Here is a 21,023-nt window from a genome sequence, read left to right as displayed (position 1 = left end):
CATCGACGATTCCTTCGCCGGTCTCGACGTGGCGATCGTCGAGGAGACATGGTTCGGCGGCACCTGCCTGAACGCGGGCTGCATCCCGAGCAAGATGTTCGCCCACGCCGCACACGTGGCCCGTACCGTCGGCGCAGCCGGTACGTACGACGTGGGCGCGGACCTGCTCGGCGTGCGCTGGCGGGCGATGCGCGACCGGGTGTTCCGCCGCCTGGACGCCGAGCGCGAGCTCCGTCACCGTGTACGAGGGAACGGCGCGCTTCACCGGCCCGCGGGAGCTGCGGATCGAGTGCGCGGACGGCCGCGTCGACCTCGGCGCCCGGCAGCTCGTCATCGCCGCCGGAGGCCGCCCCCTGGTTCCCCCGCCCGTGCTCGGTTCCTCGCTGCCGTACGAGACGTCCGACACCGTGATGCGGATCGAAGCCCCGCCCCGCCGCCTGGCCGTCCTCGGCGGCGGCTACATCGCGGCCGAGCTCGCGGAGGTGTTCGCGGCGGCCGGCAGCTCCGTGGTCGTCGTGGAGAAGGAGGACCGCCTGCTCGGCCCGCAGGACGAGACGGTCGCCGAACGGTTCACCGAACTGGTCCGTTCCCGCTACGACCTCAGGCTCGGCCGGGAGGTGACCGCGGTGGGCGGCCGCCCGGGCGCCCTGCGGCTGACCCTGGACGACGCCTCCACGGTCGAGGCGGACATGCTGCTGGTCGCCGCGGGCCGCGTGCCCAACAGCGACCGGCTGCACCTCGACGCCGCGGGCGTCGCCACCCACGACGACGGCCGCGTCGTCGTCGACGCCTACCAACGCACCACCGCGGAAGGCGTCTTCGCGCTCGGCGACATCTGCACACCGGTACCCCTCAAGCACGTGGCCAACCGCGAGGCGCAGGTCGTCGCCCACAACCTCCGCCATCCCGACGACCTGATCGCGGCCGACCACGACCTGGTGCCCGCGGCCGTCTTCACCAGCCCCCAGATCGCCTCGATCGGCGCCACCGGGCAGGACTGCCGCGACCGGGGCCTCGATCCGCTGGTGGGCGAGGCCCGGTACGCGGACATCGCCTACGGCTGGGCGATGGAGGACACCACCGGCTTCTGCAAGGTGCTCGCCGAGCGCGGCACCGGCCGCCTGCTCGGGGCCCACATCATGGGCCCGCAGGCCGCCACCCTCATCCAGCCCCTCGTCCTGGCGATGACCCTGGGCATCGACGCCCCCACCCTGGCCAGGTCCCCGTACTGGATCCACCCGGCGCTCACCGAGGTCGTGGAGAAGGCTCTCCTCGACCTCGACCTCGACATGTGACGGCGGGTCCCGGCCGGATCGGCTCCCTCCTCACTGCCCGGGTTCCACCGGAGGCGCCCGGCGCAGCAGCTCGTCGTGGAGGAGCCGGCCGACGAGCGCGCCCCCGAACACGACCACACCGACGCCGACGAGCCAGGTCTGGATGACGAGAACGGTGCCGAAGGGGCCGTAGGTGACGGCGCTGGACGCGATCAGCGGCGAGAAGACGAGCCGGGAGAAGACCCGCAGCCCGAGCAGCCCGAACATGGTGGCCACCGCCCCCGGGAGCAGGGCGGTCCACGGGACCCGGCCGCCGAGCAGCAGGTGCTGGGACCACCAGAAGAAGAGGGTTCCGATCGCCACCGTGACGAAGCCGCGGGCCGGCGACTCGCGCCACGGCGCGGCGATCGCCGAGAGGAAGAGCACCCCCACCAGCACGCCGAGCCACAGCACGTGACGCCACTGGGCCCACCAGCGGGACGGGGACAGGTCCCAGACCCTTTCGTAGCCGCTCTGCACCATCGTGCCGAAGGACAGGCCGAACACGGCGAGCAGTGCGAGGCCGAAGGCGGTCGTGGTCCGCCAGGCCTGGCCGGGCAGGGCGAAGAGCCGCTCGATCTCGGCCCTGGCCGCCGGCGACACGCCGAGCCCGTCCCCCAGCCACTGCGCGAACCCCTGCCCGCCGCGGGTGTCCGCCGCGGACACGACGATGAGCAGGGGCACCAGGGTCAGGAACCCGAGCGCCGCGAACCCGAGGGAGCGTTGCCACAGGTCGACGCCCCGGACGTGGACCCAGCGGCGTCCGGCCCGCGCGCGGCGCACCGTACTGCGCATCCGCCCGAGGGGTGACAGCCGAGGGGTCCTGCCGGTGCCGGTCATCTCACCGGCGCGTGCGGTGACCGGGACGGGTGGGCCGGGGGTGGGGTGATGGGCATGGCCGCTCCAGGTGCTGCTTTCACGGTAGGACCCTCCCGACCGGGAATCCACCGCCCGGACCGGGAATCCACCGCCCGGACCGGGAATCCACCGCCCGGACCGGGAATCCACCGCCCGGACCGGGAATCCACCGCCCCGACCGGGAATCCACCGCGGGAACGGCGTCCACGTGTCCGGGCGATCAGGTCGGGCATACGCGGGAGCGGGGACGACGGCCGCGGGACGGCCGGTCCGGGTGGTTCGCGGACGGGGCCGCCCGCCCCGGACGAACACAGCGAGTCAACCAGGGTGAGGCGGCAGTGAAGATGACGGGAGAGGCAGCGGGTGACCCCCGGGGCGTGCGCGGGCGCGGGCCGGTCATGGGCCGGCGGCGCCGGCTCGGCCTGCGCAGTGTCCGGGGCGCGGTCGGCAAGGGCCGTGATTTCACCCGCCGGACCCTGCGGGACTGGGGGTGGGACGGACGGGAGAGCGCCGAGGACGCGTTGCTCGTCGTCTCCGAACTGGTGACCAACGCGGCCCTGCACGCGCACGGCTGCGAAGAGCTCGTGCTGACCGCGGGCGAGACCCTGAGGATCGAGGTGCTCGACGGCGTGGCGGCGCTGCCGCGCCCCGGGGCCGCACGCCACCCCGGCGTCCCCGGCGGTCACGGGCTGTACCTCGTACGGCGGCTCTCCGACCGGTGGGGCTGCTACCCCCTCGGCACGGGCAAGGTCGTCTGGGCGGAGATCGAGTCCTCCCGTCTGGCCGCCGGGTGCCCGCAGTCCCCGGGCCCGGGCCCGGGCCGAAGCTGACCCCGGGCCCGTTCGGCGTTGAACCGGGCGCCGGTGAGCAGCGCCAGGTTGGCGAACCAGAGCCAGACGAGGAAGACGACGCTCCCGGCCAGCGGGCCGTAGAGCCTGCCGTAGGTGTTGAGCTCCGTGTACAGGGTGAAGAGCCCCGAGGCGGCCAGCCAGAGCAGGGCCGCCAGTACGCCGCCGGGCAGGCCCCGGCGGGTGCCCCGGCTCTGGGCCGGGCCGGTGCGGAACAGGATCAGCACCAGGAAGACGACCACCACCAGCAGCACGGGCCAGCGCAGGAGCGCGATCCCCTCCGGTCCGGCCCCACCGGCGGCCCGGGCGGCGCGTCGGGCGAGCGGTCCGGACACGACCAGCCCCAGGGCGCCGACGACGAGCAGGACCAGCAGCCCCGCGGCGTTGACGACCAAGGTGTGGGCGGCGCGGAGCGGTGGCCGGGTGTCGGGTACCCCGTGCATGGTGTGCAGGGCGCGCCGGAACACCGCCAGGTAACTGCACGCCGACCACAGCGCACTGAGCACACCGCTGATCAACAGGGCCCACACCGAGGACTGTTCCGCCGCGAGGCCCTCGAGTGCGTCGCTCAGGACCCGCGCCGATTGAGGGGGCGCGTAGGAGGTGAGCCCGCCGATCAGCCGGGCCCTCGTCGCCTCGCCGAGCAGCCCCACGAGGGAGACGGCGATGACGAGCGCGGGCAGGAGCGCCAGCACGGCGTAGTAGGTGAGGGAGGCCGCGTGGTCGGCCAGGTTGTCCGTCCACACGTGGACGGCCGTACGCCGCAGGTCGGCGCGGACGCGCGCCGCGAGCGCCATGACGCGGGGACGGTCTCGACGTGCTGCCGCGCGGGGGATGTCGGTCATGCCCGACGCGTGCCCGGCGAGACCCCGTACATGCGCCCGCGAGGCTCCGCGCATGTGCCCGCGAGACCCCGCGTGGGCGCGCGCCTGCGTGTTGCGAAGGACGAGCCGGTACGGGGCGTGTGCGGACGAAGACGCAGGGCACACGCGGGTCATGACCGTACTGAAGACAAGCGTCCTCGTCCTCGACAGCGCCGAGCCCGAGCCCCTGGCCCGGTTCTACGCCGAACTGCTCGGAGCCACGGCCGGCCCGGCGACCGGGGACGGGGAGCTGTTCCTCGTCACCGGCAGCTCCGGAGCCGTCCTCGGGATCCGCCGCGACCCCCACCACGCGCCGCCGAGCTGGCCCGCGCCGCAGGACTCCCAGCAGGCCCATCTACGGATTCTGGTGGCGGCCGATTCCCTCGACGAAGCCGAACGCGAGGCCGTGGCCCTCGGAGCGCGCCCGCTCGCGGCCGAGGACGACGGCACCCAGTTGGACAACCGCACGACGCTGCGCCGGTTCAGCGACCCGGCGGGCCACGCATTCGTCCTCGCGGCCGTCCAGGAGGAGCCCACCGCGGGGCGCCGGTAGATGAATCCGGGCGGGCCCGGACCGGTCATCGGCCGGTGGGCCTGCCGGACTTCAGCCGGGATGCCTCGATCTCCGCCCAGACGGCCTTGCCGCGCTCGTGGGTGCGCGTGCCCCAGCGGTCGGACAGGCGCTCCACGATGTACAGGCCGTGGCCGCCCGGGATGCCGCGCCGCGGGGCGGGGTGGGGGAGGGGCAGGTCCGTCGTGCCGTCGTGGACCTCGATGCGCAGGGTTTCCCCGGCCGTGAGGACGAGTTCCCGGCAGCCGTCCGCGTGGAGGGAGGCGTTGGTGAGCAACTCGGACACGAGGAGCAGGGCGTCCTCGGCGGTCTCCGTCCCGTCCCAGCCCCAGTCCCGCAGGGCCTCGCGCGTGAAGTCGCGGCCCTTGGCCACGGCGCCGCGGACACCGGACAGGGCGAGCCTGCGGCGCTGTCCTCCGGCGGGAAGGATCGCGCTCAACGGATCACCCGTTTCAGGTCCGACGGTCTTCACCGAGCGAGGCCCCTTCCCTACACGGCCAGCATGCCGGTGCGCAGCCGTGCCAGGGTTCGGGTGAGTATGCGGGAGACCTGCATCTGGGAGACGCCGAGTGCGGCGCCGATCTCGGCTTGGGTCTTTTCCTGTCCGAAGCGCAGTTGCAGGACGAGTCGTTCGCGTTCGTCGAGTTGTTCGAGGAGGGGGGCCAGGGTGTGGAAGTCCTCGAAGAGTTCCATGCCGGGGTCCAGGGCGCCGTGGCGTTCGGCCATGGGGCGGGCGGTGCGGCCGGCGGTCGGGGAGGTGTCGCCGTCGGTGGTGGTGGCGTCGAGGGAGCTGCTGGTGTAGCCGTTGGCGGCCACGAGTCCTTCGATGACCTCGTCCTCGGTCAGTTCGAGGTGGTGGGCGACTTCCTTGACGGTGGGCGCCCTGCCGAGTTCGTCGCTGAGGGCGTCCTGGGTCTTGGCGAGTTCGGTGCGCAGTTCCTGGAGGCGGCGCGGTACGTGGACGGCCCAGGTGGTGTCGCGGAAGTGGCGTTTGATCTCGCCGGTGATGTAGGGCAGGGCGAGGGTGGAGAATTCGACTTCGCGTTCGGTGTCGTAGCGGTCGATGGCTTTGATCAGGCCGATGGTTCCGACCTGGATGATGTCGTCCATGTCGAGGCCGCCGCCGGCCACGCGGGCGCGGAAGCGGCGTGCGGCGAACTGGACGAGGGACAGGTTCATTTCGATGAGGGTGTTGCGCGTGTACTGGTACTCGCGCGTCCCCTCTTCCAGGGTGCGCAGCCTGGCGAAGAAGAGCCGTGAGAGTTCCCGGGCGTCCGCGGGTGCCATCTCCCGTGCGTTCTCGACCTGGAACAGGTCCGCGTCCTGCGCGGGCGCTCCCGCGGACTCCTCGTCACATGACGGTACGGACGCGTCTGTTGCGCGCATGGGGCCTACAACGGTGGCCGAGCGAGACATGGTGGCCGCTCCCTCCCGATTGACTGACGGCTGCCGGGAGCGCTTCTGCCCCGGTTCATCGGTCCTACACACTTCGCACGAAACTTCTATCAGCGGCTCGCGGTCAGCGTACTGGCAGGAGGGGTGCGACGCGGATCGCGAGGAGGACGGTGTCGTCATCGGGGTGGGCGGGGGCGACGGTGCCCGCGAGGTGCCGCAGGACGTCGTCCAGAGGGGAGTCGGCGCTCACGGCGGCCAGGCGGCGTGCGGCCTCGTTCGGCGCGGCGTCGAGGTCCTGCCCGCGGTGTTCGACGAGTCCGTCGGTGTAGAGCAGCAGGGTGCTGCCGGGGGTCAGGAGCCGGGTGTGGGTGGTGCGGGGCCCCGGCGGCAGGGCGGGGTGCAGGAGGGCGTCGTGGGACCGGAGTTGCTCGGCGGGTTCGCCGGGGGTGTCCCGGTGGGCGAGGAGCGGGGGCGGGTGGCCTGCGTTGGTCCAGGAGAACTGCCAGTGGCCGCCGGGGCGGGGGGTGAGGTGAGCGTGGACGAGGGTGCCGCCGGCCGGGAGGCCCAGGGTCTGGCAGGCCTGGACGAGTGCCTCGACGGCTTGGTGCGGGGGTCTGCCGGGGTGGTCGATGTCGGCTTGCCGGAGCATGCTGCGGACCTGCCCCATGAGGGTCGCGGCGCGCAGGTCGTGGCCGGTGATGTCCCCGACCGTCATGGCCCACGCACCGTGGGGTCCGGGCAGCGGGTAGAGGTCGTACCAGTCGCCGCCCACCATGTCCTGCCGCGCGGCGGGCCGGTACAGGGCGGCGGTCTCCAGCCCGGGGACCTGGACGAGATCGGTGAGCATGGCCTGCTGCAGCCCCACGGCGATGGACACGCGAGCGTCCAGGTAGGCGGCACGCTCCACGGCCCGGGCCGTGTAGTCGGCCAGTACGACGAGCACCGCCCGCTCGGCCGCGTCCACCACGTGCGGGATGTCCCAGCCGAGCTCCAGCACACCGAGGACGCTCTCGGCCCCGGACAGCGGTACGCACACCAGGGTGTGCAGTCCCGACCCGTCGAGGCCGTCCACGGCCGCGGGCCTGAACCCCGCCGGCGTCCGCCGGTCCGTGACGACCACCGTCCGCCGCTCCCGGACCGCCCGCGCGCCGGGCCGGTCCGAATCGACCCCGTACCCCGCCTCCGGCCCCGTCCGGGGCGCCTGTCCCGACTCGGAGCCGGCCACCTGGCGCAGCAGCCCGTCCTCACCCATCAGGACCAGGCCCACGTGGGAGGGCTTGAGGTCGCTCCCCGCCAGGTCGCTCACCCGCGCGCAGACCTCGTCCAGGCCGCTGGTGTCACCCAGGTCCTCCGCGGCACGGAGCAGCAGCTGTGCGCGGTTCAGCAGGGTCTCCATCCGGTCGGCCTGGGCCTCGGCGAGCGAAGCCGCCTCCTCGGCGGCTTCCCCGGCGCGCTGCACCTCCTCCGCGCGCAGGCGCAGCCGCATGTGGGCACTGCACGCCGCGGCGAGGTCTCCGAGATCCCGGAGGTCCTCCTCGCTCCACGTGCGCGGCCCGGTGTCGGTGGCGGCGAGTACGCCGAGCAGCTCCCCCGCGGGACCGGCCAGGGGGACGCCCGCGAAGGCGAGCCGCGCGTCACCGTCCCCGATCAGGGCCAGGGGTTCGCCGAGCTCAGCGACCCGCCGGCACAGAGCCGTGGCTTCGGCGTCGGCGGACCCGGCGGGCCAGCTCTCGACCGGGGCGGAATCGTCGCCGGCCATCCACACCAGCGCCCCGGGTACGGCCAGCAGGCGGGTGGCCAGGCGTGCGAACCGGTTCACCGTCCAGCCCTCCTACGGATACCTGCCTTCACGGCAGGATTGCATGCCGACCAGCGTATCGACCCGGGACGGCCGACAGACCGGGCACCTCGCCCATGGGATCGGGCAGAGCGACGGCGGTGCGAGGTCAGCGCGAGCTGTCCGCGCGTGCCAGCCACTCGACCAGGAGGGCGCGCAGGAGCGCGGGCTTCTCGTGGGGAAGGGCGTGTCCCGCGTCGTCGACCACGGCGAGCGTGGCGTGCGGGTAGTGGTGGACGAGGTCGGCGGCGGTGGCGTATCCGACCGTGGAGTCCAGCCGCCCCGCGACGACCAGGGCCGGACCCTCATGAGCCGGCGCGTGGACGGGCGTGAGCGCCCACCGTTCGCCGATCCGCTCGAGCGCCGACTCGTCGACGAGCGCTGCGGCCGGGGCGACGTAACGCTCGTACCGTTCGAGCATTTCCGGGGTCTGGACCACGAAGTAGCTCCGGAAGACGTCGTCGCCGATCTCACCCGTTCCGGTCGCGACGCGGTGTTCCGGCACGTCGCGAAGTCCGGGCAGCAACGGGCACACGAGCGCCAGGGCGGCGACCCGCGCCGGGCGCCTCGCCGCCATCGCCTGCGCGAAGTACGCGCCTGCGGAGTGCCCGACGAGGAGGAACGCGGTCCCGCCGGTGACGGCTTCCGCGAAGGCGAGCAGGGTGTCGAGGACGTCGTCGGCGCTGCGCAGCGAATCGGGGGCGGTGGTCAGGCCCATGCCGGGGAGATCCGGATAGATCCGCCGCAGCCCCGCCGCGCCCTCGAACGCCGGCTCGAAGCAGGCCTCGGTCTCGCGGTGGTCGACGCCGGCCCCGTGCAGCACCAGCACGGGTCGACCGCTCCCGTGCTCCACGTAGTGGACCACGACTCCGCCTGCTTGGATCTCCATCCGCGCACCCTAGGCCCGGTCGCTACCGGGGGCCACCCGCCGTGCGCGGCGTGGTCTGCTGGACGGCCCAGCCATTGCCGTCGGGGTCGGAGAAGTAGACGAAGGAGCCCCAGGGCATGTCCTCGATCTCCGTCACCTCGATGCCGCGGCCCTTGAGATCGGCGAAGGCCTCCTCGATGTCCGCGACCACGACCTGCAGGTTGTCCAGCGAACCGGGCGTCATCCGGGTCAGGCCCTTGCCGATGGCGATCGAACAGGCGGAGCCCGGCGGGGTCAGCTGGACGAAGCGGATCTCCTCGCTGACCGTGACGTCGTGGTCGGCGTGGAAGCCGATGCGCTCGTAGAAGGCCTTGGCCCGGTCGATGTCGGTGACCGGTACGGCGACCAGTTCCAGTTTGATGTCCATCGGCTTCTCCTGACTCCGGTGTCCCAGCGGTGCGGGGCGGCCGGTGCCGGCCGCCCCGCTGGCCATCATCCGCCGGAGACCGCCGCAGCGCCGCCCGGGAGGGCCCGCGCCTCCGGTGTGTCCCCGTCCGGTCCGTCCGGGCCCGCCGCCGCGAACTGGGTGCGGTACAGCTCCTCGTACCGGCCGCCCACCGCCAGCAGCTCGGTGTGGGTGCCGCGTTCCACGATCCGGCCGTCCTCCACCACCAGGATCAGATCGGCCGCCTGCACCGTCGACAGCCGGTGCGCGATCACCACGGCGGTCCGGCCCGACAGGGCCTCGGCCAGGGCCTCCTGGACGGCCGCCTCCGAGGTGGAGTCCAGATGGGCGGTGGCCTCGTCGAGGATCACCACCCGCTGGCCGGCCAGCAGCAGCCGGGCGATGGTCAGCCGCTGGCGCTCCCCGCCCGACAGCCGGTAGCCGCGCTCGCCGACGACCGTGTCCAGCCCGTCCGGGAGCGAGGCCACGAGCCCGTCCAGCCGGGACCGGCGCAGGGCCTCCCAGATCTCGTCCTCCCCCGCCTCCGGGCGGGCCAGCAGCAGGTTGGCCCGTACCGACTCGTGGAAGAGGTGGCCGTCCTGCGTGACCATGCCCAGCGTCTCGCGGATGGAGTCCGCCGTGAGGTCCCGTACGTCGATCCCGCCGAGGCGGACCGCGCCCGCGTCCGTGTCGTACAGCCGGGGCAGCAACTGCGCGATGGTCGACTTGCCGGCGCCGGAGGAGCCGACCAGGGCGATCATCTGCCCGGGCTCGGCTCGGAAGGACACCTCGTGCAGCACCTCGGTGCCGCCCCGCGCGTCGAGGGTCGCGACCTCCTCCAGCGAGGCCAGGGACACCTTGTCCGGGGCGGGGTAGCCGAAGGAGACCTTGTCGAACTCGACCGCCACCGGCCCCTCGGGCACCCGGCGGGCGTCCGGCTTCTGGGAGATCAGCGGCTTCAGGTCGAGGATCTCGAAGACCCGCTCGAAGCTGACCATCGCGCTCATCACCTCCACCCGCGCCCCGGCGAGCGCGGTCAGCGGCGCGTACAGCCGGGTCAGGAGCAGGGCGAGGGCGACCACCGAGCCGGCGTCCAGGGTGCCGGTGAGCGCGTAGTGGCCGCCGAGCCCGTACACGAGCGCCAGGGCCAGCGCGGAGACCAGGGTGAGGGCGGTGATGAAGGCCGACTGGGCCATCGCCGTCCGGATCCCGATGTCACGCACCCGGGCGGCGCGCGCCGCGAACTCGGCCGACTCCTCGTCGGGCCGCCCGAACAGTTTCACGAGGGTGGCGCCCGGCGCCGAGAAGCGCTCGGTCATCTGCGTGCCCATCGAGGCGTTGAGCGCCGAGGCCTCCCGCTGCAACGCCGCCATCCGCACCCCCATCCGGCGGGCGGGCAGCACGAAGACGGGCAGGAGCACGAGGGCGAGCAGGGTGATCTGCCAGGAGATGCCCAGCATCACGGTCAGGGTCAGCAGCAGCGTCACGGTGTTGGACACCACCCCCGACAGGGTGTTGCTGAAGGCCCGCTGCGCGCCGATCACGTCGTTGTTGAGCCGACTGACCAGCGCCCCGGTGCGGGTCCGGGTGAAGAACGCCACCGGCATCCGCTGCACGTGGTCGAAGACGGCCGTCCGCAGATCCAGGATCAGCCCCTCGCCGAGGGTGGACGACAGCCGGCGCAGGACCAGCCCCAGCCCCGCCTCCGCGATCGCGATCAGCGCGATCAGCAGGGCGAGGCGGGTGACCGTACCGCTCTCGCGGCCCTCGACGATCTCGGTGACCACGCGGCTCGCGAGGACCGGGGTGGCCACCGCGAGCAGCGCGGTCACCACACTGAGCAGCAGGAAGTACGTCAGCCCGCGCCGGTGCGGGCGGGCGAAGGCGGCGACCCGGCGCACACCGGCCCGCGAGAGCGGGCGCCGGTCCTGCTGGGCGTTGATCGCGCTGTGGAGCGAGGTCCAGGCGGTGACTTCCATATCCATGAGCCGAACGGTAGGACCTCAACCAAACTTGAGGTCAAGGTGCGGAGGGCTCTTGGATGAACGGAAACGGGTTCGACGCGTCAGCCGAGGCATCGGCCCCGTCAGTCGAGGCAGAAGATGTTCTCCTCGGGATCGGTCATCACGATGATCCCCTCGTTGACTTCGTCGGACTCCAGGCGGTACAGCCGCTTCGCGCCCAGCGCCTCCAGCCTGGCGGCGTCCACCTCCAGCACGGCCATCCGCGCGTCCCCCTTCAGGCCGGGCGCCGAGCGCACGTCCAGGTGCAGCCGGTTCTTCGTCTCCGCCCTGGCCTCCGGGACCCTCTGGAAGTAGAGCCGCGGTCCCTTGCCGTCCGGGTCCGAGATGGCCGCCCAGTCATCGCCGGACTCCTCCGTCGGCTGGACGCGATAACCCAGCGCCTGCGCCCAGAACTCCGCCTGCGCGCCCGGATCGGCGCAGTCGTACGTCACCTGGAATTCCTTGGCCATGCCGCCTCCGACCATCCGAAACCCGTCCACCGGTACCAGTCGGCACCAGCGCAGGACGATAGTGGGTCAACCCTCGTTCGTACGAGGGATTTTCGCGGCCCTCGTGCCTGTCGGTGCCCGGTGCCAGAATCGGCCCATGACGCAGGGATCAGAGCCCTACACGCACTCCGGCCGGCGTGCCGGCGACACCGTTCTCTCCCGCTTCGAACGCTGGGCCCGCGACACCCCGGGAGCCCAGGCCGTCGCCGCGGGCACCCACAGCCTCACCTACGGCCAACTCGACGCACGCGCCAACCAGTCGGCCCGTCACCTGCTCGACCGCGGACTGCCCGACGGGGCCGTCGTCGCCGTGGTCTGCGCCCCGCGCGCCGAGCTGCTCGTCCTCCTCCTCGGCATCCTCAAGGCCGGCGCCGCCTACGCCGTCATCGACGTCGACAACCCGCGCACCGGGCAGCGCCAGCTCGCCGCGGCCCGCCCCTTCGCCCTGCTCGCCGACGCCGCGGACCGGGCCCGCCTCGACGACGGCGGCGACCTGCGGGTGATCCGCACCGACGGGCAGTACGCGCTCGACACGGGCGGGCTGCCCACCGACCCGCCGGACCGGGCTCCGCGCGGCGACGCCGCCGCCGTGCTGTTCACCGGGGGTGCGGACCGGCGGGCCGTCCCCCTCTCCCACGACCGGCTCCTCGCCGCCCACGAAGGGTGGGCGGCGGTGGCCGGGCCGGTTCCCGAGGACCGGCACCTGATCACCGCCGCCCCGGACCTCACGGGCTTCGCCGCCGGATGGACGCGGGCCCTGTGCGAGGGCGGCGCGCTCGTCCTGCCCGAAGGCCCGCGCTGGACGCCCGAGTCGCTGCGCCGCGCCGTCGACGCCGAGCGGGTCACCGTCCTGCACACCGACCCGGGCACCGCCACCCAACTCCTCGTACGCGACCGGGAGGCTTCCCTGGCACGGTCCCTGCACCGCCCCGACGAGGGGCTGCGGTCCCTGCGCATGGTCACGGTCGCCGGGGACCGCCTCTACCTCGACGAACAGGCGGCCCTGCTCGCCCGGCTGCGGCCCGGCGCCCGGCTGCTCAACGTCTACGGGCCCACCGAAGCGGCGGGTACCGGAGCCCGGTTCGAACTCCCGCAACTCGCGGCCCCCTTGGACGGGGCCGAGGAGATCTCGCTGATCGGAACCGCCTTCCCCGGCTGCCGGCTGGACCTGCGCGACGGGGAGATCCACCTGACCGCGCCCGGTGGCGGGGAACCGGTCCCGACGGGGGACCTCGGCGTGCTGCGCCCGGGCGGACTGCTGGAGTTCCGCGGCCGGATCCGCGACCGGCTCACCGCGGACGGCAAGGCGCTCGACCCGCATCCCGTCGAGTCCGCGATCCGCAGCCACGAGGGGGTCGGCGCAGCGCTCCTGGCCGAGGCCAGGGGCTCCGGCAAGGGCGTGAACGCACGGCCGCTGCTCGTCGCCTTCCTGGCCCCGCCCGCGGAGGACGACACCTGGCCCCCGGGCTCCGACCTCCCCGACGGCGGGGAGCTGCGCCGCCACCTGGCGGGCAGGCTCCCCGGGGCCATGATGCCGAGCGTGGTGTGCCGGCTGCCCAGGATCCCCCGGGACCGGACCGGCCGTGAGCAGCGGACCGCGCTCCCGATGCCGCCGGGGCGGGCCGGGGACGAGCGCGGCGGGGGCAAGTACGGTCGGGGCAAGTACGGCGGCAGGTACGTGGCAGGGGACTCGGGGCCCAATGTCGCCGGGTGGGCCGGCCTCGTCTTCTTCATGCTGGTCGGTCTGGTTCTGGTGGCGGGCTTCACCATGATCCTGACCTTGATCTTCTGGCCCGGATCCATGGACCTCACCGGCGTCCCGAACCCGTACGCGACGCTTTTCTTCCTTCTCTACCTGTGCGAGTGCTGGGCGTTCGCGGCCGGTGTGTGGTTCCTGTTCGCCGGCCGGTCCCGGATGCGCCGCCACGGGGGCCGCGGCCCCCGTATCACCGCTGCCGCCCATCTGGCGATCGTCTACCTGCTGGCCGCCTGGTGGCCGCAGGACAACTTCTACCGGCTCGCGGCCAAGCAGGACTGGCCCCGACAGGCCGCGCTCGTCTACGCCTTCAACATTCCGCTGATGATCGCCGCCGGGATCGTCGCCGTCTACGCGTTCCTTCCGCCGCTCAGCGTCTTCGACGCGGAAGCGGACACGGCATCGGTGCCGGCACCGGCGCCCATTCCGGCGCAGGCACCGGGCCGGGACGGGGCCCGGGCCACCGATCCGGCCGGCTGAGCCCCGGCGGCCGGGGTTCCGGGCGGCCGGGCCCCGTCCGGCTGCTCGAACATCGCCCCGACGGACAGCGCCTCCGCCCGCACCAGCCTCTCGGCCGCGTCCAGCAGTTCCCTGTCGGTCGCGGCCACCAGGGCGCCCATCCAGGGCGCCGGTTCGAAGGCGCCGGTGGGGATGGCGGGGAGGAACACCGCGCCCATCGCGGCGCACCGGCGGGACAGCCGCTCGCACAGTTCATCGAAGGCCGCCTCCGGCAGCCGGGCACCCAGCTCCACCCGGTCGGCGATCCTGACGAAGTGCCCGGCGCCCCGCAGTTCGTCGAGCCGGGCCGCCACCACGAAGGCGACGGACGGCCCGGTCAGGCGCAGGTTCGTCTCCGTCGGGGCGAGCCGTCCCGCGCCGTCGGCGACGAAGTCCACGTCGAACCAGCCCCGGTAGCCCGCCGCCGACAGCTCCCGGCCGACCGCCCGCCCGAAGGCCAGCAGGGGTTCCTCCGCCCAGGCGGGGACCACGCCCGGACCCACCGTCGCACCGCGGTAGCCGCCGTCGGCCACGTCCATCACGGCCCCGCCGACCTCGTGGACCCGGCCGGCCGCGTCGACGAACCCGTCGTAGGTGAGGTCGCGCGGCTCGGCCGGATCCGCCGGTCCGCGTACGTACTCCTCCACCAGCAGCGGCCCGCGCGGCAGGGCCCGGACCACCGCCCGGGCCCCGCCCGCCGCGCGGACCCGCCCGGGGGTCAGCACCGTGGTGCCCGAACCGCAGACGCCGTGCTCCGATTTGAGAACGGTGCTCTCGCCCGCCCGGGTCCGGGCCGCCAGCAGCCGGACCGCCGACCTCCGGGTGTCCACCCGCCATTGCGCGGGCAGCGTGATCGCGGGGTGGCCGCCCTCCGCGAGGATCCGGCCGAACAGCCCGTGCGCCGCCGACTTCGACTCGTACCGCAGCTCGTCAGGCCGCCAGGGCCGCCGGTCCAGCCGCGCGAAGGGGGCGGTCAGGCCCCACGGTACGAGGCGTGCGCCGGTCCCGGCACCTGTCTCGGCACCGGCGCCGGCCGCGGCACCGGCCCCTTCGCCGGTCAGCCGCGCGGTCAGCGCAGGGCGGGCCCGTACGGCGTCCGACAGGCCCGGACCCCGGTCCGCGAGCCCGTCGTACACCTCCACCCCGGCGGGCCAGTCCAGTTGCCGGCCGAGCAGCGAGATCCAGCCCGGCGGCACCGGGCGCGGCAGCACCAGCGCGGTCGGCCGGGGACTGTAGAAGGCGGCCAGGCAGGCGTAGTGGTGGGCGGCCCGCTGCTCCCGGTCCAGCGAGGGGTCCGCGAACTGCGCGTTGTACTCGGCCACATTGCCCACGTGCACGGCGGCCCCGCCGCCGGTCCAGGCCCGCGCCCAGTCCGCCAGGGGCACGGGCGCCACTTCGAACCGCACCAGCCCGCCGGGCACGTCCGGACCCTGCTCCGGACCCGATGGTGGCCTGGCGCCCACCGCGCCCATCGCCCGGTAGAACCCGGCGGCGTGCGGATCGGAGTCGATCAGCAGCCGGCGGAAGCCGAGTCCGGCGGCGCGCCGCAGGACGTCCCGGTACAGCAGGCGCCCCACGCCCCCGCCGATGGCGGCCGGTTCGACGAAGAGCAGCCCCAGCCGGCCGAAGGGCGGCTCCCCGTCCAGGGAGGCGAGCCCGAGCACGGCGGCCGTGCCGTCGCCGGAGCGGTACCCGGCGGCCCCGGCCGCGCCCTCGGCGACCACGATCCGCCGCCGCACCTCGTCCCCGGCCCCGATCCGCAACTCCGGCGCGCACGCGGCGAGGAACTCCGCCCCGTACCCCCAGTGCGCCTTGGACCGCATGACCAGCGCCGTCAGCGCCGCGGCCTCACCGGGCCGCGCGGCCCTGAGCTCCGTCATTTCCTGACCTCCCCATGGTCCGGTGCGATGCCGTGCGATAGATTCGGCCACCGCGACGACAGGCACGCGACGTACTTCCTACCCACCCCGGAGACTGCTTCCCAATGAGCGACATCATCAACGGACTTGGCCGCACCACCGCCTTCGGCGGCGTCGGCCTGGTGCTGCTCATCCTCGGCATCGTCCTGGTGGACGTGCTGACCCCCGGCAAGCTGCCGAAGCAGATCTGGGAAGAGCGCAACCGAAACGCCTCCGTGATGCTCTCCTCGGCGCTGCTCGGCATCGGCGGCATCGTCTTCACCTCGATCTGGACCACCTACGAGGACTTCGGCAAGGGCCTGCTGTCCACGGCGGCGTTCGGCATCCTCGGCCTGGTCCTGATGGCCGTGGCCTTCCTGGTGCTGGACCTGGTGACCCCGGGCAAGCTCGGCGCCATCGTCGTCGACCCCGAGCCGCACCCCGCCGTGTGGGTGACGGCCTCCTGCAACATCGCGGTCGCCGCGATCGTCGCCGCCTCCATCGCCTGACGCTCACCGAGGCTCACTGAAGCCCGCTGAAGCTCACCGAGATCGCACGAGAGCGCCGCTCCCCGAGGGGAGCGGCGCTCTCGTTTCGTACGGGTGCTCCGGCCGCGGCCGGCGGCCCAAGTCCCCCTACGCCAGACCCAGCGCGAACACCGTGAACCCGGCCGCCAGCAGGCCCGCCACCGTCCCGCGCACCGCGGTGACCCGGGTCCAGGGCCGCTCGAACCGGCGCGCGTACCGGGCGATGCCGACCAGCAGCGCCGCGAAGACCGGCATCCACGCCAGCCGTGCCACGATCCACCCCACACTGTCCGGCGCCGTCGTCAGCCCGGCCACCCCGCCCGCGAACGATCCCGGTACGGCGGCCGCCAGCATCGCCGTCTGGTGCCAGCACAGGATCGTCATCGCGCACAGGTTGATCACGACGACGGGCGCCCACAGCAGCGGCCGGGCCAGCAGCCGCGCCAGCCGGTCCCGCAGCAGGATCGCCGCGCCCGACTGGGCCGCGGCCAGGGCCAGTACCAGCAGCGACGGCGGATGGGAGTTGGTCCGGGCCTCGCCCGGCACACCCACCATCGAGGCCGGGTAGTGGAACACCATCAGCAGGGCCGCGACCAGGGCGCTCCCGCCCACCAGCAGCAGCCACCCGCCGCGCCGGCCGATCCGGCCCTCGCCCCAGTCCACGCCGAGCTGGTACGCGAACAGCCAGCCCGGCAGGATGTTCACCAGCGCCACCCACCCGGGCACCGAGTCCGCGAAGGGCCCGTAGCGCAAGAAGTCGACCACGGCGACCGAGACGAGCAGCGGGGCCCCCGCCCAGCCGCCGAACCGCCGCGCGGCGCGCACGCAGTACGGGGTCAGTGCGGTGACCACCACGTACACCCCGACGAACCACAGCGGCTGGATCACCAGCTTCGCGCCGGTCCGCAGGGTGGCCTCGGGCACCCCGGCCGCGTACAGCACGGGCGCTGCCAGTGCCCACACCGCCGTGACCCCGAGCACCGGCCGGCCGAGCCGGGCGATCCGGCCCTTGAGCCAGGCGCCGGCCGATCCGGTGTGCCGCCGGAAGGAGAGCGCCGAGGCGTAGCCGCCGACCAGGAAGAAGACGCCGAGCATCTGGAGCACCCAACTGGCCGGGGCCAGGCCGCCGAAGGCGGAGAGGGGGCTCGCGTTGTGCAGGGCCCCGTCGGAGTCGAGGGTGAACCCGCCGAGCAGCCAGTGCCCGGTGGGCACGGCCAGCAGGGCCAGCGCCCGCAGCCCGTCGATCGCCCGGTCCCGGTGCGCGGGCGTCTTCGCGTCGATCCGCCAGGCGGCCGCCCGCGCCTTGGTGAGGATGCCCGGGGTGCTCGTCGCCCGGCTCCGCGAGGTGCTGACCGGCGCGCTCATCGGGCCGTTTCCGTCGCGATGGCGGCGAAGGCCTTCAGGGACCGGGTCCCGGGAGTGAAGTAGCCCGTGTGGCCCGCCACATCGGCGGCGTCGATCCGGCGGGCGCCGAAGGCCGCCGAGGTGGGGTCGGCTCCGTGGCCGAGTCCCGCGAACTCCACGTTGGGCACGTCCGAGATCCAGTCGGAGGGCCCGCGCGCCGCCCAGACGCGGGCGCCGGTGCGCAGCTCCCCGACGCTGTCGGCCCGCATCCCGGGGGAGCCGAAGGCGACGATGTCGGTGGCGTCCGTGTGCCGGGCCGCCAGCCCGCAGACCACCGAGCCGTAGCTGTGGCAGAACAGCACCGGGTCGGGTGCGCCGACCGCGTCGAGCCCCTCGGTGAACCGGGCGAGACGGACGGCGCCCGCCCGTGCCAGCCGCCCCTGGGCCGTGTCCAGTCCGACCCCGACGGGCGTGGTGTAACCGGTCCACGCGATGACGGCGGCCGACTCCCCGGTCGCGGACCGCAAGGAGCGGGCCATGCCCGCCGGGCCGGTGTACTGCGCCCGCGCGCGGTCGTAGGTGGTGGCGTCGTTGTCCGAGCCCGGCACGATCACCGCTACGTGCGCGGTCCGCTCCAGGTCTCCGAACACCTCGGCGACGGTGCCCCGTCCGCGCGGGTCGAAGGCCAGGATCTGCCGGCCGGGCGCGGCCAGCGAGGCGAAGCGGGGCTCGCCCGTCGCCAGCACGGCCAGCCGGTTGGCCTCGTACCGCAGCGGGAGGGGAGCTCCGTCCAGATTGCCGACCACCAGCGGGTGGGCCCGTACGAGCTCCCGGGCCCGGGAGGCGTCCAGCCCGGCGAAGAACCGCGCGACCTCGGCCGGTGTCGCCCGCGCCGGGTCCGGCAGCGGCCGCCCGGACACGGTGTCGGCCCGCCAGGCGGCGGTGCCCGGCGGCGGGCCGGTGACCGCCGTCTGGGCGTCCGCGGAGGCCCATCCCGCGGTGCCGGCGACGACGGCCGCCGCCAGTGCGGCCGTGACCAGTGTCCTTGCGAAGCGGCGCATGCCCCTTCTCCTCTCCTCGTGACGAGGAGGAAGGTAAGAAGGAGGTACCGGAGCGGGCGTCGCACCGTGGAGCCAAGTCGGATGTCATACCCCGGTAGGGGGTGGAGGAGAACCGGCGGGCGGGTGGGTGCGCGGATCAGCAGCCCGTCGGCGGGCCGGTGCGCGGATCAGCCGCCGTCGCCCGGCCGCACCAGCCCCGCCTCGTAGGCGAAGATCACGGCCTGGGCCCGGTCCCGCAGGTCGAGTTTCCCCAGCACTCGCCCGATGTGCGTCTTGACCGTCTGCTCGGCGACCACCAGATGACCGGCGATCTCCTGGTTCGACAGCCCGCGCGCGATCAGCTCCAGCACCTCGGTCTCCCGCGGGGTCAGCCCGTTGAGCCGCAGCGCGGGGTCGCGGCGCGGCGCGGGCCGCCGCTCGACGAAGTCCGCGATCAGCCGCCGGGTCACCGACGGAGCCAGCAGGGCCTCGCCCGAGGCGACCACCCGGACCGCCGCGATCAGATCCGCCGGCGGAGCGTCCTTGAGCAGGAAGCCGGAGGCCCCCGCGCGCAGGGCCTCGTACACGTAGTCGTCGATGTCGAAGGTGGTGAGCATCAGCACCTTCGGCCGGTGCACCACCCCCGGCGGGGGATCGAGGAGTTCGCGGGCGGCGCTGAGCCCGTCCATCTCCGGCATCCGGACGTCCATCAGGACCACGTCGGGGTGGACGGTCCGGGAGACCTGGATCCCCTGGCGTCCGTCGGGCGCCTCGCCCACCACGTCGATGTCTGCCTGTGCCGACAGGAGCGCGGCGAAACCCGCCCGCACCATGGCCTGGTCGTCGACGATGATCACGCGGATGGTCAACTTGGTTCCTCGGAAGCGGTGTCGATCGGCATGCGGGCGGCGACCCGGAAGCCGCCGTCGGGCAGCGGACCGGTGTCCAGCGTCCCGCCCGTCAACCGTACGCGCTCCCGCATCCCCACCAGCCCGTGCCCCGTGCCCGAGGTCTCCAGCGCCACCACCGCGTCCCGCGCGGCGCCGTTGACCACCAGCACGAGGACCTCCTGCTCGTCGAAGGTCACCGAGACCCGGGTCGGGGCCCCCGGCGCGTGCCGCACCACATTGGCCAGCGCCTCCTGGACGATCCGGTACGCCGACAGGTCCACGGCCGGCGGCGCCGCCCCGGCCGCGCCCGCGGCCAGCGCCAACTCCACCGGCTGCCCGGCCCGTACGGTCGCCTCCACCAGTTGCTGCAACCGGCCGATCCCCGGTTGCGGGGTCCGGTCGGCGCCGTTCGCCTCGTCGCCGCGCAGCACCGTCAGCAGCCGCCGCATCTCGCCGAGCGATTCGCGCGCGCTCGACGCGATGGCGGCGAACTCCTCGCGCACCGGCTCCGCCATGCCGGGGAGCCGGTACGGCGCCGAGTCCGCCTGCACGGTGATCACCGACATGTGGTGGGCCACCACGTCGTGCAACTCCCGGGCGATCCGGGCCCGTTCCTCCAGCAGGGTGCGCCGGGCCCGCTCGGCCTCGCTGATGCTCTCCTGCTCGGCGATCTTCTGGCGCGCGTCGCCGAGCCCGCGCAGCGCCCCCGTCAGTGCGAGCATCACGCCGGCCAGCACGAACAGCAGGGCGACCGTGTTGGTCGTCCCGTCCGGCCGGAAGCCCCACAGCGCCGCCCCCACCACCCCGGTCGCCAGCCACACCCCGACCAGGGTCCGGATGGACTCGCGCAGCCCCAGGCAGGCCATCAGCACCAGGTAGCCGATGATCACCATCGGGGTCCAGGGCCAGGCGTGCCCCGCCACCCGGTCGGCCTGGGTCAGTACGACGGCCCCGACGGCGTCCGCGAACAGCACCATGCCCCACGCGGCCAGCGGCCGCGTCACGGCGAGCAGCAGCGGCAGGGTCTGGGCCACGCCCAGCGCCCCGGCCCAGCCGCCGCCCGCCTTGTAGTCGTTGGTCAGCACCGCGATCGTCACCGGCAGCAGCGTCATCACGCACACGGCGGTCACGGCGTACGGCAGCACCCGCTGCCAGGCCTCGGGCGCCTGAGCGAGCAACGGCTCGGCGGCCCGGGCGGGCGTACGCAGCGCCACCGCGAACCGCCCTGGCCCTGGCCGGGCGGGGGAACGGCCGGGGCCGACCGGCCCGGACCGGGGCGACGGCCTGGGCCCGGCCCCGGACGCGGGCCCGGCCCCGGCCCCGGGCCCGGACGCCGCTCGGGACCCGGACAGCGACCCGGACCCGTCCGGCGACCCGGACGTGGACCCGTCGGGCGGTCCGGACGGGGACGGGGATCCGGGGCGGGCACGGAAGAGGGATCGGAATCGGGATCGGGCTCGCTCGCTCATGATCGGTCCAGCGTATGCGTCCGCGCCCCACCCGGGTACGGGGCAGCTCCGTGGCCATCGGGGCACCCCGGCAGGGCGCGGCCGGCGACGG

The 21,023-nt window shown here is 74.1% G+C and carries 18 protein-coding genes and 1 pseudogene; 5 read left to right on the top strand and 14 right to left on the bottom strand.

Going from position 1 to position 21,023, the window contains the following annotated elements:
- The first annotated feature begins 239 nt into the window (after positions 1-239).
- Positions 240-1,295, top strand: coding sequence for an FAD-dependent oxidoreductase (locus OG435_RS36890; RefSeq protein ID WP_266883799.1), 1,056 nt, complete (start codon positions 240-242; stop codon positions 1,293-1,295).
- A gap of 30 nt (positions 1,296-1,325) precedes the next feature.
- On the opposite strand, the gene OG435_RS36885 is transcribed toward OG435_RS36890, so the two are convergent.
- Positions 1,326-2,108 carry a YhjD/YihY/BrkB family envelope integrity protein gene (locus OG435_RS36885; RefSeq protein ID WP_266883797.1) on the bottom strand — a complete coding sequence of 261 codons (783 nt, stop codon included), beginning with the start codon at positions 2,106-2,108 and terminating at the stop codon, positions 1,326-1,328.
- Positions 2,109-2,515: 407 nt separating this feature from the next.
- On the opposite strand from OG435_RS36885, the gene OG435_RS36880 reads away from it, so the two are divergent.
- On the top strand, positions 2,516-3,001 hold the full coding sequence (locus OG435_RS36880) for an ATP-binding protein (RefSeq protein WP_266883795.1): 486 nt from the start codon (positions 2,516-2,518) through the stop codon (positions 2,999-3,001).
- Here OG435_RS36880 and OG435_RS36875 read toward each other — a convergent pair.
- Entirely contained in the window at positions 2,899-3,864 is a 966-nt protein-coding gene (locus OG435_RS36875) for a YihY/virulence factor BrkB family protein (protein ID WP_266883793.1), read from the bottom strand. The genes OG435_RS36880 and OG435_RS36875 overlap by 103 nt on opposite strands.
- A gap of 151 nt (positions 3,865-4,015) precedes the next feature.
- Here OG435_RS36875 and OG435_RS36870 point away from each other — a divergent pair, with 151 nt between their 5' ends.
- A complete protein-coding gene (locus OG435_RS36870; RefSeq protein WP_266883791.1) occupies positions 4,016-4,435 on the top strand; it encodes a VOC family protein in 420 nt (139 codons plus the stop codon).
- A 25-nt stretch (positions 4,436-4,460) separates the two neighbouring features.
- Here OG435_RS36870 and OG435_RS36865 read toward each other — a convergent pair whose 3' ends face one another.
- The 7 genes from OG435_RS36865 to OG435_RS36835 all read right to left on the bottom strand — a co-directional run bounded on the left by OG435_RS36865 (position 4,461) and on the right by OG435_RS36835 (position 11,471).
- Entirely contained in the window at positions 4,461-4,892 is a 432-nt protein-coding gene (locus tag OG435_RS36865; RefSeq protein WP_266883789.1) for an ATP-binding protein, read from the bottom strand.
- Between the two features lie 50 nt (positions 4,893-4,942).
- A complete protein-coding gene (locus OG435_RS36860; protein WP_266883787.1) occupies positions 4,943-5,839 on the bottom strand; it encodes a SigB/SigF/SigG family RNA polymerase sigma factor in 897 nt (298 codons plus the stop codon).
- A 133-nt stretch (positions 5,840-5,972) separates the two neighbouring features.
- Entirely contained in the window at positions 5,973-7,667 is a 1,695-nt protein-coding gene (locus OG435_RS36855; protein WP_266883785.1) for a SpoIIE family protein phosphatase, read from the bottom strand.
- A gap of 127 nt (positions 7,668-7,794) precedes the next feature.
- Positions 7,795-8,574, bottom strand: coding sequence for an alpha/beta fold hydrolase (locus tag OG435_RS36850; RefSeq protein ID WP_266883783.1), 780 nt, complete (start codon positions 8,572-8,574; stop codon positions 7,795-7,797).
- 22 nt (positions 8,575-8,596) lie between these two features.
- Positions 8,597-8,980 carry a VOC family protein gene (locus tag OG435_RS36845; RefSeq protein WP_266883781.1) on the bottom strand — a complete coding sequence of 128 codons (384 nt, stop codon included), beginning with the start codon at positions 8,978-8,980 and terminating at the stop codon, positions 8,597-8,599.
- A 65-nt stretch (positions 8,981-9,045) separates the two neighbouring features.
- A complete protein-coding gene (locus OG435_RS36840; protein WP_266883779.1) occupies positions 9,046-10,983 on the bottom strand; it encodes an ABC transporter ATP-binding protein in 1,938 nt (645 codons plus the stop codon).
- A 101-nt stretch (positions 10,984-11,084) separates the two neighbouring features.
- A complete protein-coding gene (locus OG435_RS36835) occupies positions 11,085-11,471 on the bottom strand; it encodes a VOC family protein (RefSeq protein ID WP_266883777.1) in 387 nt (128 codons plus the stop codon).
- On the opposite strand from OG435_RS36835, the pseudogene OG435_RS50225 reads away from it, so the two are divergent.
- A pseudogene (locus tag OG435_RS50225) lies at positions 11,470-12,681 on the top strand (AMP-binding protein); the annotation flags it as partial. The gene OG435_RS36835 and the pseudogene OG435_RS50225 sit on opposite strands and share 2 nt — an antisense overlap.
- 935 nt (positions 12,682-13,616) lie before the next feature.
- On the opposite strand, the gene OG435_RS50220 reads toward OG435_RS50225, so the two are convergent.
- Positions 13,617-15,644 (bottom strand): GNAT family N-acetyltransferase, encoded by a 2,028-nt coding sequence (locus tag OG435_RS50220; protein WP_323187986.1) that lies wholly within the window; start codon positions 15,642-15,644, stop codon positions 13,617-13,619.
- A 104-nt stretch (positions 15,645-15,748) separates the two neighbouring features.
- Between OG435_RS50220 and OG435_RS36820 the strand changes: the two genes are divergently transcribed.
- Entirely contained in the window at positions 15,749-16,171 is a 423-nt protein-coding gene (locus OG435_RS36820) for a DUF350 domain-containing protein (protein WP_266883773.1), read from the top strand.
- A gap of 126 nt (positions 16,172-16,297) precedes the next feature.
- On the opposite strand, the gene OG435_RS36815 is transcribed toward OG435_RS36820, so the two are convergent.
- From OG435_RS36815 to OG435_RS36800, 4 genes are all read right to left on the bottom strand, one after another.
- The gene (locus tag OG435_RS36815; RefSeq protein WP_266883772.1) at positions 16,298-17,554 is read right to left on the bottom strand and encodes an acyltransferase family protein; all 1,257 of its coding nucleotides are present in this window, start codon (positions 17,552-17,554) and stop codon (positions 16,298-16,300) included.
- Entirely contained in the window at positions 17,551-18,594 is a 1,044-nt protein-coding gene (locus tag OG435_RS36810; protein ID WP_266883771.1) for an alpha/beta hydrolase, read from the bottom strand. Before OG435_RS36810 ends, OG435_RS36815 begins: the two co-directional genes overlap by 4 nt.
- A 167-nt stretch (positions 18,595-18,761) precedes the next feature.
- On the bottom strand, positions 18,762-19,442 hold the full coding sequence (locus OG435_RS36805; RefSeq protein WP_266883770.1) for a response regulator: 681 nt from the start codon (positions 19,440-19,442) through the stop codon (positions 18,762-18,764).
- Positions 19,439-20,677: a sensor histidine kinase gene (locus OG435_RS36800; protein ID WP_266883768.1), complete on the bottom strand. Its 1,239-nt coding sequence runs from the start codon at positions 20,675-20,677 to the stop codon at positions 19,439-19,441. The genes OG435_RS36805 and OG435_RS36800 overlap by 4 nt, the downstream gene beginning before the upstream one ends.
- Positions 20,678-21,023: the final 346 nt, after the last annotated feature.

Origin of the sequence: Streptomyces sp. NBC_01264 (assembly GCF_026340675.1) — a bacterium.
Taxonomy (GTDB): Bacteria; Actinomycetota; Actinomycetes; order Streptomycetales; family Streptomycetaceae; genus Streptomyces.
The sequence above is the reverse complement of the archived record's forward strand: the minus strand, read 5'-3'. Positions and strand labels throughout refer to the sequence as shown.

What these genes read in the sequence shown, in the direction of transcription:
- OG435_RS36880 (WP_266883795.1), top strand. Translation starts at nt 2,516, where the DNA reads ATGACGGGAGAGGCAGCGGGTGACCCCCGGGGCGTGCGCGGGCGCGGG.
- OG435_RS36860 (WP_266883787.1), bottom strand. Translation starts at nt 5,839, where the DNA reads ATGCGCGCAACAGACGCGTCCGTACCGTCATGTGACGAGGAGTCCGCG.
- OG435_RS36840 (WP_266883779.1), bottom strand. Translation starts at nt 10,983, where the DNA reads ATGGATATGGAAGTCACCGCCTGGACCTCGCTCCACAGCGCGATCAAC.
- OG435_RS36850 (WP_266883783.1), bottom strand. Translation starts at nt 8,574, where the DNA reads ATGGAGATCCAAGCAGGCGGAGTCGTGGTCCACTACGTGGAGCACGGG.
- OG435_RS36870 (WP_266883791.1), top strand. Translation starts at nt 4,016, where the DNA reads ATGACCGTACTGAAGACAAGCGTCCTCGTCCTCGACAGCGCCGAGCCC.
- OG435_RS36845 (WP_266883781.1), bottom strand. Translation starts at nt 8,980, where the DNA reads ATGGACATCAAACTGGAACTGGTCGCCGTACCGGTCACCGACATCGAC.
- OG435_RS36875 (WP_266883793.1), bottom strand. Translation starts at nt 3,864, where the DNA reads ATGACCGACATCCCCCGCGCGGCAGCACGTCGAGACCGTCCCCGCGTC.
- OG435_RS36820 (WP_266883773.1), top strand. Translation starts at nt 15,749, where the DNA reads ATGAGCGACATCATCAACGGACTTGGCCGCACCACCGCCTTCGGCGGC.
- OG435_RS36815 (WP_266883772.1), bottom strand. Translation starts at nt 17,554, where the DNA reads ATGAGCGCGCCGGTCAGCACCTCGCGGAGCCGGGCGACGAGCACCCCG.
- OG435_RS36810 (WP_266883771.1), bottom strand. Translation starts at nt 18,594, where the DNA reads ATGCGCCGCTTCGCAAGGACACTGGTCACGGCCGCACTGGCGGCGGCC.
- OG435_RS36885 (WP_266883797.1), bottom strand. Translation starts at nt 2,108, where the DNA reads ATGCGCAGTACGGTGCGCCGCGCGCGGGCCGGACGCCGCTGGGTCCAC.
- OG435_RS36835 (WP_266883777.1), bottom strand. Translation starts at nt 11,471, where the DNA reads ATGGCCAAGGAATTCCAGGTGACGTACGACTGCGCCGATCCGGGCGCG.
- OG435_RS50220 (WP_323187986.1), bottom strand. Translation starts at nt 15,644, where the DNA reads ATGACGGAGCTCAGGGCCGCGCGGCCCGGTGAGGCCGCGGCGCTGACG.